This window comes from Paraburkholderia sp. BR13439 (genome assembly GCF_040948805.1).
GTDB classification, from domain to species: domain Bacteria; phylum Pseudomonadota; class Gammaproteobacteria; order Burkholderiales; family Burkholderiaceae; genus Paraburkholderia; species Paraburkholderia youngii.
Genome location: NZ_JBFPKN010000009.1, coordinates 211,324 through 225,724 on the forward strand (window position 1 = coordinate 211,324; position 14,401 = coordinate 225,724).

General features: G+C 63.7%; 16 protein-coding genes and 1 pseudogene. 11 read left to right on the top strand and 6 right to left on the bottom strand.

Annotation, left to right across the window (positions count from 1 at the left end; translation table 11 throughout):
• Positions 1-5: 5 nt before the first annotated feature.
• Complete coding sequence (locus tag AB3X96_RS19745) at positions 6-908, top strand: glutamate/aspartate ABC transporter substrate-binding protein (protein ID WP_368590988.1); 903 nt, start codon at positions 6-8, stop codon at positions 906-908.
• Positions 909-1,125: 217 nt separating this feature from the next.
• Entirely contained in the window at positions 1,126-1,437 is a 312-nt protein-coding gene (locus tag AB3X96_RS19750) for a hypothetical protein (RefSeq protein WP_368590989.1), read from the top strand.
• 66 nt (positions 1,438-1,503) lie between these two features.
• Here AB3X96_RS19750 and AB3X96_RS19755 read toward each other — a convergent pair whose 3' ends face one another.
• The 3 genes from AB3X96_RS19755 to AB3X96_RS19765 form a co-directional block, all read right to left on the bottom strand.
• The gene (locus AB3X96_RS19755) at positions 1,504-3,303 is read right to left on the bottom strand and encodes a chloride channel protein (RefSeq protein ID WP_368590990.1); all 1,800 of its coding nucleotides are present in this window, start codon (positions 3,301-3,303) and stop codon (positions 1,504-1,506) included.
• A 2-nt stretch (positions 3,304-3,305) separates the two neighbouring features.
• The gene (locus AB3X96_RS19760; RefSeq protein ID WP_176106657.1) at positions 3,306-3,722 is read right to left on the bottom strand and encodes a MarR family winged helix-turn-helix transcriptional regulator; all 417 of its coding nucleotides are present in this window, start codon (positions 3,720-3,722) and stop codon (positions 3,306-3,308) included.
• Positions 3,723-3,838: 116 nt separating this feature from the next.
• Positions 3,839-5,005 carry an HPP family protein gene (locus tag AB3X96_RS19765; protein ID WP_368590991.1) on the bottom strand — a complete coding sequence of 389 codons (1,167 nt, stop codon included), beginning with the start codon at positions 5,003-5,005 and terminating at the stop codon, positions 3,839-3,841.
• A 300-nt stretch (positions 5,006-5,305) separates the two neighbouring features.
• Here AB3X96_RS19765 and AB3X96_RS19770 point away from each other — a divergent pair, with 300 nt between their 5' ends.
• The 6 genes and pseudogenes from AB3X96_RS19770 to AB3X96_RS19795 all read left to right on the top strand — a co-directional run bounded on the left by AB3X96_RS19770 (position 5,306) and on the right by AB3X96_RS19795 (position 8,239).
• Positions 5,306-5,623 carry a DUF1840 domain-containing protein gene (locus AB3X96_RS19770; RefSeq protein WP_368590992.1) on the top strand — a complete coding sequence of 106 codons (318 nt, stop codon included), beginning with the start codon at positions 5,306-5,308 and terminating at the stop codon, positions 5,621-5,623.
• A gap of 18 nt (positions 5,624-5,641) precedes the next feature.
• Complete coding sequence (locus tag AB3X96_RS19775) at positions 5,642-5,983, top strand: hypothetical protein (protein WP_368590993.1); 342 nt, start codon at positions 5,642-5,644, stop codon at positions 5,981-5,983.
• 120 nt (positions 5,984-6,103) lie between these two features.
• Positions 6,104-6,526: pseudogene (locus AB3X96_RS19780) on the top strand (chloride channel protein); the annotation flags it as partial.
• Positions 6,527-6,705: 179 nt separating this feature from the next.
• Complete coding sequence (locus AB3X96_RS19785; RefSeq protein WP_176106655.1) at positions 6,706-7,203, top strand: universal stress protein; 498 nt, start codon at positions 6,706-6,708, stop codon at positions 7,201-7,203.
• 62 nt (positions 7,204-7,265) lie between these two features.
• Positions 7,266-7,403 carry a hypothetical protein gene (locus tag AB3X96_RS19790; protein WP_013092287.1) on the top strand — a complete coding sequence of 46 codons (138 nt, stop codon included), beginning with the start codon at positions 7,266-7,268 and terminating at the stop codon, positions 7,401-7,403.
• Between the two features lie 404 nt (positions 7,404-7,807).
• On the top strand, positions 7,808-8,239 hold the full coding sequence (locus tag AB3X96_RS19795) for a response regulator (protein ID WP_176106654.1): 432 nt from the start codon (positions 7,808-7,810) through the stop codon (positions 8,237-8,239).
• A 110-nt stretch (positions 8,240-8,349) separates the two neighbouring features.
• On the opposite strand, the gene AB3X96_RS19800 is transcribed toward AB3X96_RS19795, so the two are convergent.
• Both AB3X96_RS19800 and AB3X96_RS19805 read right to left on the bottom strand, forming a co-directional pair.
• Positions 8,350-9,141 carry a DUF4410 domain-containing protein gene (locus AB3X96_RS19800; RefSeq protein ID WP_368590994.1) on the bottom strand — a complete coding sequence of 264 codons (792 nt, stop codon included), beginning with the start codon at positions 9,139-9,141 and terminating at the stop codon, positions 8,350-8,352.
• A gap of 646 nt (positions 9,142-9,787) precedes the next feature.
• Positions 9,788-10,240 (bottom strand): hypothetical protein, encoded by a 453-nt coding sequence (locus AB3X96_RS19805; RefSeq protein ID WP_368590995.1) that lies wholly within the window; start codon positions 10,238-10,240, stop codon positions 9,788-9,790.
• 353 nt (positions 10,241-10,593) lie between these two features.
• Between AB3X96_RS19805 and phaP the strand changes: the two genes are divergently transcribed.
• The 3 genes from phaP to AB3X96_RS19820 all read left to right on the top strand — a co-directional run bounded on the left by phaP (position 10,594) and on the right by AB3X96_RS19820 (position 13,195).
• Positions 10,594-11,016, top strand: a complete 423-nt coding sequence (phaP, locus tag AB3X96_RS19810) for a TIGR01841 family phasin (protein WP_368590996.1) — start codon at positions 10,594-10,596, stop codon at positions 11,014-11,016.
• A 417-nt stretch (positions 11,017-11,433) separates the two neighbouring features.
• Entirely contained in the window at positions 11,434-11,892 is a 459-nt protein-coding gene (locus AB3X96_RS19815) for a DUF2844 domain-containing protein (RefSeq protein ID WP_368590997.1), read from the top strand.
• 31 nt (positions 11,893-11,923) lie between these two features.
• On the top strand, positions 11,924-13,195 hold the full coding sequence (locus AB3X96_RS19820) for a DUF3443 domain-containing protein (protein WP_368590998.1): 1,272 nt from the start codon (positions 11,924-11,926) through the stop codon (positions 13,193-13,195).
• A gap of 54 nt (positions 13,196-13,249) precedes the next feature.
• Here AB3X96_RS19820 and AB3X96_RS19825 read toward each other — a convergent pair whose 3' ends face one another.
• Positions 13,250-14,350: a putative zinc-binding metallopeptidase gene (locus AB3X96_RS19825; RefSeq protein ID WP_176106648.1), complete on the bottom strand. Its 1,101-nt coding sequence runs from the start codon at positions 14,348-14,350 to the stop codon at positions 13,250-13,252.
• Positions 14,351-14,401: the final 51 nt, after the last annotated feature.

The window sequence follows — 14,401 nt, forward strand, 5'->3', positions numbered from 1 at the left end:
TACCTATGAAAGTGATGAATTGGTCCGCTGTTGCCGTGCTCGTGGCGGCAACAGCGGTGAGTACTGCCGCGTTCGCGCAGGACACGACGTCCACGCTCGCGAAGATCCAGCAAAGCGGCGTGATCGCGATTGGCCATCGCGAGACCTCGGTGCCGTTTTCCTACGTCGATGCGAACAACGACGTGATCGGCTTTTCGCAGGACCTGTGCAACAAGATCATCGATGCGGTGAAGACGAAAACAAAGCGTCCGGACCTCAAGGTTCGCTTCATCCCGGTCACCTCACAGAATCGCATCCCGCTCGTACAGAACGGCACGGTCGATCTCGAATGCGGCGTGACGACCAATCTCGCCGCGCGCCAGAGCCAGGTGAGCTTCGGCGACACGTTCTTCGTCGCGACGACACGTCTTCTGACGCGCAAGGACTCCGGCATCAAGGACTTCCCGGATCTCGCGGGCAAGACGGTGGTGACCAATCAAGGCACGACGTCCGAGCGCATCCTGCGCAAGATGAACGAAGACAAGAAGATGAACATGCAGATCATCAGCGCGAAGGATTACGGCGAAGGGCGCCTCACGCTCGAAAGCGGCCGTGCCGTCGCGTACATGATGGATGACGTGTTGCTGGCCGGCACGCGCACGCTGACCGCCAAGCCGTCGGACTGGATCATCACCGGCACGCCGCAATCGTCGGAAGCGTATGGCTTCATGTTGCGCCGCGACGATCCCGAGTTCAGAAAGCTCGTCGACGACACGCTCGAACAGGTGATGAAAGGACCCGAAATCCACACGATGTACGACCGTTGGTTCGTCAAGCCGGTGCCGCCGAAGAACATCAGCTTCGACTTTCCGATGAGCGATTCGCTGAAGCAGCTTTACGCGCAGCCGAACGACAAGGCGCTCGAATAACGGGTTTTGCCGCGATTGCCTGTAGTCATGGGTTTTTGTGTGGCAGCGCTTGGCTCTTTCCTCTATACCTGGATATAGGCGGCGTGTTTCGGTTCAGCGTCGCCTGTAGCGGGAACGGAGGTGAAAAGTGACCAGGCCGATGGAAACTTCACCGCGCGGACGGATTTTCCTCAGTGGAATCCTTCCTGCCGTGCTGGCGCTAGCAAGCGGTGTATTCATGGTGTCTGCCAACGCCGACGCGCCCATGCGCGCGATCACGATCGTATCGGGCACCTATGGCGGGAATTGCGGCGCGCCGCGCGGCAACCTGACTCGCGAGCTCGAGCGTCATTGCAACGGACGGGAAACCTGCGATTACCCGCTGCCCGGGCTGCACAAAGGCGGCACGACGCTGGCATGCCCACGCGACTTCCACGCCGAATGGCATTGCGACGACGCGGACTTTCATACCGCGGCGCTGGGTCCGGGCGCGAAATCGGGCGACACGCTCGTGCTGGGTTGCGTCGAGTCGCGTGGCGCGGGCAAATAGCTGCATGCGCGAATAAAAAGGCCGAGGCCCTCGCGGGGCTCGGCCTTTGACTATTGCAGCGGTCTTTTAGCTGGTTTTACGAACCGGCGCGAAGCGCCGCTTGCCGAGCGACGGCCCGATACGACGGAACCGCTCCCGTTTGTGTTCCTCTTCGAAGTGAGCGAGCGACGGCTTGATCAGATCGCTGCGCGACACGATTCCGATCAGACGCATGCTGTTGCCATCGGCGACCACTGGCAGGCGTTCGAGCCCTAGCACTGCGAGCCGCGTCGCCACGAGCCGGCAGGTCTCGGATGACAACGCAAACGCGGTGTTGTGCTGGGCGAACACGTCGGCGAGGGTCATCGCGCGCTTGCGCTCCGTGTCCTCGGCGCAGAAGCGTTCGAGCAACGGGCGGTCGGCCACGCCGATCACCGCGCCGTCGCGCACCACCGGATACGCGCGGCGCAGCTGGTTCGCGCCGAACAGCGTCTGCAGCGTTGCGCCGACCGTCGTGGCGGCATCGACCGATTCGACCGAGGCGGTCATCACTTCGTCGACATAGTGGCGCTCGAGCGGATCGACGCCGTACTCGCGATAGATGTGATAACCGCGTCGCGCGATTTTCTCGGTCATGATCGAGCGCCGCATCACCACCGTGGAGAAGCCGTGCGCGATCAGCGTTGCGGTCAGCAGAGGCAGCAGCGCGTTCGCGTCGTGCGTGAGGCCGAACGCGAACACGATGGCCGTGAGCGGCGCGCCGAGCGTGGCGCCAAGCGTCGCGGCCATGCAGACGAGCGGCCACAGCGCCGGCTCGCTGCCCGGCAGCCAGTGCGCGAGCACCGTGCCGAGTCCGGCGCCGAGCATCAGCAGCGGTGCGAGCACACCGCCCGACGTGCCCGAGCCGAGCGCGATGACCCACATCACAGCCTTCACGGTGAGCAGCAAAAGCGCGACCTGCACCGCAATATGCTGATGCAGCAGATCGCCGATCACGTCGTAACCGACGCCGAGCGCGCGCGGTTCGAGCCAGCCGCCAATGCCGACGACGATGCCGCCTAGCGCGGGCCACCACATCCAGTGGATCGGCAGCTTGCCGAACAGGTCTTCCACTTTGTAGAGCGTGGCGGACAGGCCGGACGCAAGCGCGCCCGACAACACGCCCGCGACCGCGCACGACAGCAGGGACCAGCCATCGGGCGCGGCGGTCTGCAGCGGAAACAGCGGACCTGTACCGAAGAAAATCGCGCGAGCGAAGCCGGCGACCGCGCAGGCCACCGCGACCGGCAGGAAGCTGCGAGGGCGCCATTCGAACAGCAGCAGCTCGACCGCGAGCAGCACGGCCGCGAGCGGCGTGCCGAACACCGCGGTCATGCCGGCCGCGGCGCCGGCCACGAGCAGCGTCTTGCGCTCCGCCGACGTGACCTTCACGCACTGCGCGATCAGCGAGCCGAGCGCGCCGCCGGTCATGATGATCGGGCCTTCCGCGCCGAACGGCCCGCCGCTGCCGATCACGACGCCTGACGACAACGGCTTGAGCACGGCCACTTTCGGCGACATCTTGCTCTTGCCGAACAGGATCGCTTCGATCGCCTCGGGAATGCCGTGTCCGCGAATTTTTTCGGAGCCAAAGCGCGCCATCAGTCCAACGATCAAGCCGCCGATCACCGGCACGCCGATCACCCAGATGCCGAGCGTATTGGTGGCGGGCGAGCGGTCGACGAACGACAGCGTGCCGAAGAAAAACAGGTTGGTGAACAGGTGAATCAGGTTCAGCAGAACAAAGGCGGCAAACGTACTGACGAGGCCGATGCACGCGGCGAGCGCGAAAATGCCGGGCAGTCGCGCATTCGCCGCGAAGTCGCGCTTGTGGGAATCCATGCTCATGGTTAGTCGAGGTCGATCTGAGGAATCTGGAAGGAGCCTTCGAGCGATCTCAATTCGGCGCGATGCAGTTCCGCGAGCCGCTCGAGTACCCGTTCTCCCGCTTTTTCGATGTGTACTTCAACCTGGCGACGATCGGTTTCGCTGACCTGGCGGCGCACGAGACTCAGTGCCTCGCAGCGCGATACCAGTGCGACGACGCCGTGATGTTGCGCCTGCAGACGCTCCGCGAGTTCGCCGACGGTCGCCCAGTCGCGCTCGGGATAGCCCTTGATATGCAGCAACAACAGGTATTGCAACGGCGTGATGCCCTCGTTCTGCGCGGCCTGCTCCGAGAAGCGCTCGAAGCGCCGCATCTGGTAGCGAAACTCCGACAACTGCTCGAAATCGCTCTTGACGAGCTTGCGAGTCCGTACTTTCATGGGATATCCGCCGATGTGAAGAAACGGAAAATATATCACGGCATGACGTATTTAGGGGGATTACGGCCGTGGCAACGGCATCCCGCGGCAGGTCTCCTTGCTCTTTTAACTGAAAATCAGGCCGCCTTGCGGGCTTGGGTGGCGGTCTGCCGGTACAGGCCGGAGATCAGGTCCACCTGCGTGATCATGCCGACCACGCGCCCCCCGCGATCGAGCACCGGCACGTGGTGGTGCCCGTAGTTCGCGAACATCGGCACCAATTCCGTGATCGGATCGGAGGCGCCGACGGTGCACACGTCGGTGGTCATCAAGCTGCCGACGTTCGACGTGCGAAGCGCATCGCCGCGCAGCCAGCCGTCGAAGTAGTTCAGGATCGGACCGAGCGCGCCGAAGCTTTTCCTGTCGACGAAATCGGCGCGCGTGACGATGCCAAGCAGCTTCTGCTTCACATCGACGACCGGCAGCGCCTTCACGTTGTGGCGCCTGAACAGCTCCCATGCGGCGGCGGCGCGCGTGCCCGGCGACACCGACACGACATGGCGCGACATCACGTCTTCGCAGCGCAGTTCGTCGAAGCTGCGCGAGAAGGCCTGTAACTGCGTTTCGCGCAGCAACGAATAGAGGTCGTCAGTGCCGATGTCGAGCATTTCGTCACGGCGTCGAAGCACGGCTTTGACGTCGTCGCGGGTGAAGCCGACGCGCGCGGCTTCGTCGGCGGCCTGGTTCGGCGGCGCGCGGTCCTGGCGTCCCGCATGCGGGTAGCGGTGGCCGGTTGCCGCGTGATAGACGAGCGCCGCGAACAGCAGCGCGGCTGACTGGATCGCGATCGGTTCGAGCACGAAGCGGTAGCCGAGCGCATGAATGACCGGGCCGCCCAGCACCGCGGTCAACGCGACCGCGCCCGACGGCGGGTGCACGCAGCGCAGCGCGAACATGCCGGAGATCGACAGCGCCACCGCGAGGGCGGCCGCCAGCGTCGGATCGCCAATCAGCATCGCGCAGGTCACGCCGACCGTCGCGGACACGAGGTTGCCGCCGATGATCGACCACGGCTGCGCGAGCGGGCTCGCGGGGACCGCAAACAGCAGCACGGCGGAGGCGCCCATCGGCGCGACCAGCAGCGGAATGTTTGCGGCGGGACCGAGCAGCAGATACATCAGACCGCCGGTGAACGCGATGCCCAGCAGCGCGCCGAGGCACGAACGCGCACGCTCGTGCCATTTCACGGTGACCGGTGCGGGGAGAAAGCTGGCAAGCCAGCCGAGAGCAGGAGAGCGGGACAAGATAGGGGCGGAAAGTAGTCGATGATGCCGGGCCCGACATTACCGGGGAAACCCTGGCAACGCGAATACAGTCTGGTCATGATTATATTTCAATATGATATAAAAAGTTCTCCAACCCCCACGCCGCGCGCGAAATCTGTCGCATATCGCAGACAGTCGTGTGCGCGCCCGACCTTCTTCAGCCTGGCTCCAAACACCGATCCGCACGTTCTTTTTTATCACGCTGTGATATAAAATGATGGCAGACCGATTGGGAGCACTCGTTGGCCGGTTGCCTGATAGACCGATAAGGGAGCCATCATGATGATCACATTTCAATCAACAGCGTCGCCGGATGTCGTCATGCTGAGGGATCTCGCGCAATATCTGCTGGGCCTGATCGGCAAGCGGCTCGGCGAGCGGGGCGTCATCAGTCACGACGAGCTGGTCCATGCGATCGATCGTCTCGAAGCCGCCATCACCGAAGACGCGGCCGCGGAAACGACCCTCGAAGCATTGCACTGTTCAACCAGTAATCAACGCGAGTCGCGCAACCGGCTATCGCAGCGCGCGTGGCCGTTTCTGGACATGATGCGTGCGGCGCGTGACTCGGACGCCGACATCATCTGGGGGCTGTAGTTCGTCGAGGGAATCGCGATGAAACGATTGACGTCGCGTCGACGCTTCGCAATCCTCCTTATTTCGGTTTGCGCCGTTCCGCTTGCCCACGCGTTCTCACCCGAGCAGGAAACCGGCCGATACCAGCAGCCGATGCGCGACCCATGTGCCGCGTCGCGCGACACCGAGGTGCGAAGCAGCGTGATCGGCGTGTATGGCGACACCGTTGTCGACCAGTTGTCCAGTGGAGCGGTGGTGCTCGTGAAATGGCCGAACGGTTCGCCGCACGAGGCATGGACCGCTCGGTCGCACAGCCATGGTTTGCCCGTCGATCCCGCGGCAAACGCTGCTCATGTTTTCTTTCTGTGGCCGGAGTCATAGCGCGGCGTTCCTGATCGCCGCGCCGAGCAACCGCATGCATTCAGGTACGGCTAATGCGTGCGCGATGCTGTTACGACGGCACACCCATTCCCTATCTCGATCCGACCATGAGGAGCGGCAGTGCAGACCCACGCGTCAAAAGGCGACTTCGCCACCGATACCCGGCTTCTGCGAATCACGGTGATTGCCGCCGTGGTCGGCCTGTTGAGCACCTTCGCCGCGGACTTCCTGCTGCACCTGATCCGCTTTTTCACCAACCTGTTCTTCTTTCAGACGCTGTCGATCGCGGACCGCTCGCCGCGCAGTCATACCCTAGGGCTGTGGGTGATCGTCGTGCCTGTAGTCGGCGGTCTGCTCGTCGGGCTCATGGCGCGCTTCGGATCGGAGCAGATTCGCGGGCACGGTATTCCCGAAGCGATCGAGGCGATCCTGTTTGGCAAGAGCAAAATGTCGCCGAAGGTCGCCGTGCTGAAGCCATTGGCGTCGGCGATCGCGATCGGCAGCGGCGGACCGTTCGACGCCGAAGGGCCGATCATCATGACACGGTTCCGGCGCATTTCGCTATTCCAGGGCAGGGATTCGGTTGGTCACAGAACCTCGCGAATAGTGCCTGCTTTAACGGCGTTTCTGTAGGTATTTGCATGTATCGGTGTCGCGCCGTATATGTCACGAACTGACATATAATTAATTGATGACTTGCCGCGCGGCGCAAGGAGGTTCTCATGTCGAGCTTCAAGCGCATTCTTCTCTGTTACGACGGAACACGCGAAGGACAACACGCATTGAAGGACGGTGCCGCTCTAGCGCAAGACCTGAACGCGGAAGTGCACCTGCTTTCCGTGCTCAACAATACGGCGTGGATGCAGGGCGCGGACATCACGTCCGCGGTGCCGGTCGATTTCATCAACGAATCCGCCAAAGCGCTGCTCAACGAGGGCTTGCAGAAACTCGCCGCACGCGGAATTCGCGCGACCGGTCATCTCGCGATCGGCGAACCACTCGACGAGATTCCGTTTTTCGCCAACGATCTGAAGGTCGATCTGGTCGTCGTCGGTCATCGCCGCAGTCACGGACTCGCGCGATGGTGGGGTGGCCGGCACGACGGGCTGCTGCTCGATCGCGTGACGTGCAGTGTGCTGGTGACGATGGGCGCGGCAGCCGGTGCGCCGGCCGCAGTCGCAGGCACGGGCGAGACCGAGCGGTCCGCCGAACATTCATGAGCGTTGTGTTGTTTGTGTTGAGTTGAGAGTTGGGTTGCGTTGCGTTGGCACGGAGGCACACCATGAAAGTCGTCGACGAACAGTTCAATCATCCCCAGCCCGTCAAGCACAGCGATAACGAAAAGAGCAAGCTGCCGCAGCGCGCCGCCGATGCGCAGCGGCCGAAGAAGAAACCCGAAGGCGAGCCGCCGGTCGAGTGACGCGGGGCGGTGCCACGCCGTTCAATTCGCGCGTAAATGCTAAAACGCTGCCAGGCCCGAAAGCCTGGCAGCGTTTTAGTCATGCATGCGAGTCGCCCGGCACAGGCGACCGACATCGCGTCTGACGATCAGAAGTCGGTGCTGACCGACAACAGGAACGTACGCGGCGCACCGTGGATCAGGTACGGTCCGCGCGAGGAACGAAAGGTCCGGCCCGATTTATCGTTCAAATGCGAATCGTTCCTATTGAAGAACTGCGGAAGAACTGCGACGATTTACAGAACAGATGGCAAAAGTGGGTGTTTCTGATGGCGTCATGACGCCGTGATGCGCGGGTTTGACGGCACCGCGAGGACGGTACAGCGTTTGCTACCCGCCAAAGGTTTAACCGCAGGCCGCCATACATGTCACGAAATTCGACTACCTGCCAGAGATGGAGCGCCCGAGAGGTCCAGCTATTGCACGACGTGCCGCGCGTGCTCGTCGTCGACGACAACGAGAGCGCCGCCGAAGCGCTTGCCACCTGGCTGTCCTACGAGGGCGTCGAGGCGCGCGCCGCGACCGGCTGCACGGCGGCGCTGCGCTGCGTGCGCAACTGGGTTCCCGACGTCGTCGTACTCGACATCATGATGCCGGAGCGCGACGGCTACGAAACGGCGAGCGCGCTGCGCCGCTATCTGCCGACGCACAGCCTCGGCATCGTCGCGTTCACGTCGCTGGACGAAGATCATGTGAGGGAAACCGGCCGCGAGCGTCACAATTTCGACGGCTATTGCCAGAAGGGCACCGCGCCTGCCGCGCTGCTCGCATTGTTGCGAGGGCTGTGGCGCGGGTGAAGACGGCGCTCGCGTCGATAAAAAACGCGGCGGCGTGGACAGCTCTCCACACCGCCGCGCTTGTCAACCGCGCTTTTCAGTCGGGCGCGCAGCCCGCCGCGCTCAACCGCTCAGCTCTTCCGCGCGGCCGGCATCCAGCCGGCTTCGACACCGAACTGCGCGATCTGTTTCGCGACCGCATCGGCGAGGCGCTTGGCATCGTCCGACACGCCCGCGCGCTTCGTTTCGGTCACGCCGTGCAGGCCCGCGCCGGCCGCTGCCGCGGTCGCGACGGTGCCGGCCGCCGCGCCGACGCCGGCGGTTTCGACCATGCCCGGCATCTTGCCGCTGTCCGCGTTGGCCGTGAAGCTCTGCACGACGCGCGGCGCGCCCACGGCGGGTTGGTAGACGATCTGCACCGCGCTGCTCACCTCGCTCTTGCCCGCGCCGAGCCCGATCAGCGTGCGGCGGCGGCGATTGCCGGCGTCGATCGTCTCGAAGCTGCCTTGCACGAGCAGCACGTTCTGGCCGGCGGGCACCGGCGCGTCGGTGCGCACCGCGTGCAGACCCATCGCCTGCAGCCGATGGACGATCTCGTCGGCGACCTGCTCGCGCACCTTGTTGGCATCGGCAACCTGCTTTTGCGCGTCCGACGAACCCGACATCTGCGTCTTCAGTTTCTGCAGCATGCCGCTGTTATCGAGCTTGACCTGCTGCGGATCGGCATCGAACGTGTACACGTAGATCGTGTCAGGATGCATCGTCGACTGCGTGCCTGCGTCGGCCGTCGCGGACGTGCTCGTCGCGCTCAGATTCGTGACGCTGGCGCCGGCGCAGCCGCTCAGCAGCGCGCTGCCGCACACGAGTGCCATGCAGGTGAAACGGGCGGCGTTCTTTTTGATGAAGTTCACTGAAGTCAACATGATGATCCTGTCGTCGGCACGCGGTGCCAGTGGCTTCGAGTCCATCGCCGATGATCGGGCAACCGTGGGATCGTCGATCATCGGCGAAGGGATTCGCACGTGAAGCCTTTCGATCTCATGCGTCTGTGATTCGTCACGCACCGGCAGCGAACGAAGTATGGGCGAGCGGCCCGCCGAACTCCATTCAACAATTATTTCGAGCGATGTCATGGCGACATGAAGCCGCGAAGCGCGGGGAGGCGCGGCGAAGCACGACACGAAACGGCGGGGAGCGGGATGAAGAAGAGAGAAGGCGCGGACGTCGGGCCGCCGATCAGTTCAAAGCGAGCTTGACGATGCAGCACAGCACGAACACGAGCAGGGCGGCGGCAATGGCCATGTCCATCGGATAGCGCATTCCATCACCCTGTCCTGACGTTGCGGAGCTCCTATCGTAATCACCTGACGGAAGATGAAAAGCGTCAGTGAAGCGACAATGTGGGACAGGCAACGAAGTCCCGCATAGCCGCGCGTAGCGGGGCTGCGGGAGCGCTTCCACCCATCGGCGAGAGCCAGCGGTGGACCGTTCGCTCGATTGCGCTGGCATGCTTCGGCGCAAAAAAGCGCCGCGTGGCGCGGCGCTCCATTCGCAATTCGCGACGAAGATTTATTGCGCTTGCGCGGCTGGCAGACCCGGCGGCGTGCCATGCGGCGCCTTGTTCACCGCAGCGAGATCTTCGGCGAGACTCGTGCGCAGTGTCGCGATAGCTTGCTCGGGATTGGCGGGCTTCAGCTGCTCGCGCGCCAGCGAGTCGTACACGTAGTGGCGCAGCATCGGGTCGTGGGTCTTGTTCAACACGTCGTGGTAGACCGCGACGATCTCGCCTTGACGGCCGCTCAGCGCATACAGACGGCGCAGTTGTTCGAGATCGTTGATCACCGCGAAAGCTGGACTCGGATGACCCATCATCGGATCATGCCCCGGCGGCCCGTCGCCGCGCGGACCGCCGTCGCGCATCACGGCGGGCGGGGGCGGTGGCATGCCGTCGTCGGCAAGCGCGGTCGTCGCGATGATGCCAAGAACCGCGGCCACGGCCGCGCTGAGGATTGCTTTTCTCATGATGTCGCTCCCAGCGAAAACAGCGCCGGCGCCACGATGGACCGGCTCCTCGAAACGATAGTCGACACGCTGATCCGCCGGGTTACGAAAGCCATTCAGTAACTTTCCGAGCCTTTCGAAGCACGCGCATACATCTCGACGCGACGCCCGTCATCGCGCACGCGTTTGCGTCAGGGTGCGCGGCGCTGGCGCAACGCAGCCGGATAGCGCATGATTGCTGCGATGTGCCGTGCGACCCCCAAAAGCACGTCGCCGTGGCGGCACGCGCGGCACACGCAGCCGCCGGCATCGGCGTCGCGCCTGGTGCGGGCGGCGCAGAGGCGATGAGTCTTCAACCGCAAGGAGGATTTCGCATGGACCGACCCGATGCAGCCAATCCGTTTGGCGATCTGACCAAAATGCTGGAACAGTTCAAGCTCCCCGGCTTCGACGTACCCGCCATCATGGAAGCACGCCGCAAGGACATGGAAGCGCTGGTTCAGGCGAATCAGACAGCATTCCAGGGGATGCAGTCGCTCGCGCAGAAACAGGCCGAGATGCTGCGCAGCACGCTGGGCGAGTTGCAGGCGCTGACTGCGCAACTCACCGCGGCCGGCGCCGCGCCGTCGAGCAAAACCGCGGAGCTGATCCAGCAGAGCCTGCACAAATCGCTCGCCGATATGCAGCAGCTCGCGCAAGCCGCGTATCAGACGCAGGCGGAGTCGTATGCGGTGATCGCGAAACGCGTAGAGGAGAATGTGCAGGAGCTGAAGTCGCTTCTTCAGCAGAAGAAGTAGCGCACGCCGCGAGTTCCGAACGATCTACGTCGCGGAGGGCCGTCAAGCCCTCCGCATTTTTTTGCCCGTTATTCGGTAGACGCTTACATCGATAAAAAACGCTGCCTTCATTCACAGCATCAACGCGTGACGGCCAAAATTTCGGCAGCCTGCTGGTTCTAAATATCAGAAGAAAACCGAAGGCATTGTCGCCAAAAGACTTTGTCCGCACTAATCAAACGTAGTCGAACGATCCACGAACCTCCAAAGGTTCAAAGTCGCGCAGCAAACGATTGCCGCGCGCCATTCTCCTGACTTAAAGTTTCGCCCCGCCTTTCCGTAGACGCATTCACGCAGCCCAACCGGCGTGAAGGCAACCCGGTTCAGCCGGTGAGGTGCGCGCCCCTCGTTTCGCGTTTTCACCTCGAAGGAAATCTCTTGAATCCGAAGCTTCTTACCCGCATTGCCTGCGCAGTGCTCGGGGCATGCTGCGCGTTGCCGTTCGCCGCGCACGCGACGCTCGGCCAGAACGCCAGCACCGTCGACGGCGATCAGACGCGCCTGCACGCAGTCGCTCATGCGGCCAGCGCACAGGGCGCCTATTCGGTGCACGCGCTGACGCTGCCGTCCGGCACCCAGGTGCGCGAATTCGTGGCGGCCAACGGCATCGTGTTCGGCGTCGCGTGGGAGGGCCCGACGCTGCCCGATCTGAAGGCGATGCTCGGCGCATCGTTCGACGCCTACGTCGCCGCCAGCGCGACGCGTCGCGGCGTGCCGCTCGCGGTGTCGAACAGCGATCTCGTAGTGTTCTCGAGCGGCCATCTGCGCGCCTTCACCGGCTACGCGTATCTGCCGCAGGCGGTGCCGGGCGGCGTCGATGTCAGCGTCATTCAATAACGGGGCGAATATGCGATCCAGGTCTTCGTGGATGACTCGGCTTGGCGCGACGCCCGTCGTGGTTCTGGCGCTGCTGTTGAGCGCGTGCGGCGGCGGGGGTGGTGATGGCGGCAGCGCGAGCACCACGGCCAATTCGAGCTCGTCCGGGAGTTCGACCGGCTCATCGGGTTCGACCGTGACCAATACGTCGCCGTCGCCGCAGGTGCTGGCCGCCAACGCGGTGCGCGTGACGGTCGACTCGGGCATCAGCAACGTGCCGAACATGCCGTTCGTCAGCATCACGATCTGCGCGCCCGGCACCGGTAATTGCCAGACGATCGATCACGTGCTGGTCGATACCGGCTCGTGGGGCGTGCGCGTGTTCGCATCGCAACTGCCGGCGTCGATGAGCTTGCCGCAGCAGAAGGACGGCGCGGGCAATTCCGTCGCCGAATGCATGCAGTTCTTCGACGGCTATACGTGGGGCGCAGTGAAGCTCGCCGATGTGCAGATCGCCGGCGAGAAAGCCGCGTCGCTGCCAATCCAGCTGATCGATCCGGGCTACGCATCGCTGCCGGGCGATTGCGCGGCCGTCGGCGCGCCGCGCAATACGCAGGCCAGCTTGCAGGCGAACGGCATTCTCGGCATCGGCGTGTTCAAGCACGACTGCGGCGCGAGCTGCGTGCAGCAGGCGATTCCCGCGACCTACTACGGTTGCAGCGGCACCAACTGCACGTCGATACCGCTCGCGGAGACGTATCAGGTCGCCAATCCGGTGCCGTACTTCGCGACCGACAACAACGGCTCGGTGCTCAGTCTGCCGACCGTGTCGGGCGGTGCGCCATCGGTGTCGGGGCAACTCGTGTTCGGCATCGGCACGCAGGGTAACAATGCGCTCGGCGCGGCGCAGGTGATTGGCGTGAGTCCGTCGAACGGCACGTTCACGACGGTGCAGAACGGCACCACGTACACGCGCAGCATCGTGGACAGCGGCTCGACGGGACTCTTCTTTCAGACCACCTCGATGCCGGCCTGCGCGAGCCCGAACAGCGCGTATTACTGCCCGAGCTCGACGCAGCAGTTGAGCGCGATGATCGAAGGTGTGAACGGCACGACGAGCGCGGTAACGTTCAGCGTCGGCAATGCGATGTCGATCGCGCAGACTTATAGCGGCGACTCGGCATTGCCGCTGCTCGCGGGACCGGCGTTCGTGACATCGACGGTGTTCGATTGGGGGCTGCCGTTCTTTTATGGCCGCAACGTCTATGCGGCGATCGAGCAGCAGTCGACGCCGGGTGGGAAGGGGCCTTATGTGGCGTACTGAAGCGATGACCGTGTGATGAAAGCCCACTGCCGGTTGATCCGACAGCGGGCTCTTTTATGCGCTCATGTGCTCGCGGTCGCTCCGGTTGTCGCGCTTGCCGCCCGCCGCCGCGATCACGCGATGCACGAAGCGCAGCTTGTCGACCACCGGCGCGGCGAGCGTGAACGGATAGCCGTCGGGCATACCCAGACTGCGGTTCAGGCTGTTCAGCGCGTACGTGAGTGGAAACCAGCGCTTCATCAGATTGCCGAAGCTCGCATCCTCGACCGGCGTGCGGTCGGTCAGCGTCGGCTCGCTCGGATCGTCGGGCAGCAGCGCGAGTCCGTACGACGTCGAGGTATCGAGCACATCGACGATCAGCAGATAGTGCGCCCACGTCTCCGCCCAGTCTTCCCACGGATGCATCGTTGCGTACGCGCTGATGTACGACGCCTGCCAGTCGGCCGGCGCACCGTCGCGATAGTAGTCGTTCAGCGCTTCGCCGTAGTCGGCCTGCTCGTCGCCGAACAGCTTGCGAAACGGTTCGAGCCAGCGCGGCTCGTTTTCGATCAGCTGGCTGAAGAAGTAGTGGCCGGTCTCGTGGCGGAAGTGGCCGAGCAGCGTGCGGTACGGCTCGCCCATCGCGGTGCGCACTTTCTCGCGATGCGCGTCGTCGGCCTCGGCGATGTTCAGCGTGATCAGCCCGTTGTCGTGACCGGTCATCACCGGCTCGCCATCGCCGCCGTCGGCGAGAAATTCGAAGGCGAGACCGCGCTCGGGGTCCGCGTCGCGCGATTGCACATCGAGGCCGAGCTCGCCTAGCGTGTACAGCAGACGCCGTTTCGCGACTTCGAGCCGGTACCAGTAGAGCCGGTTTTCCGGTTCGCTCAGGTTCGGAATCGTGCGAGTCAACTGACAGGCGCGGCACAGCGTATCGGGCGAATCGGCGGGGATCATCCAGTTGCAGACGTTTTCGACCGCGTAGTTGTGGCATTGCCGGAACAGCGCGCCGTTGGCCTCCGGATGCAGGCTGCGCCAGCGGCCGTCGCCGGCGTCTTCGAACGCGCTGATTTCGCGCAGTTCGGGGAGATAGCCGAGCAGCGACTCGCAGCGCTCGCAGCGGACATTCTCGTAGAACAACAATTGCGCGCAGCGATTGCAGTGGAAGGTTTTCATCGGGCCGGCCTTGTGATCAGTGCGATGTCGGTTGCGGTGACGAACGTTCGC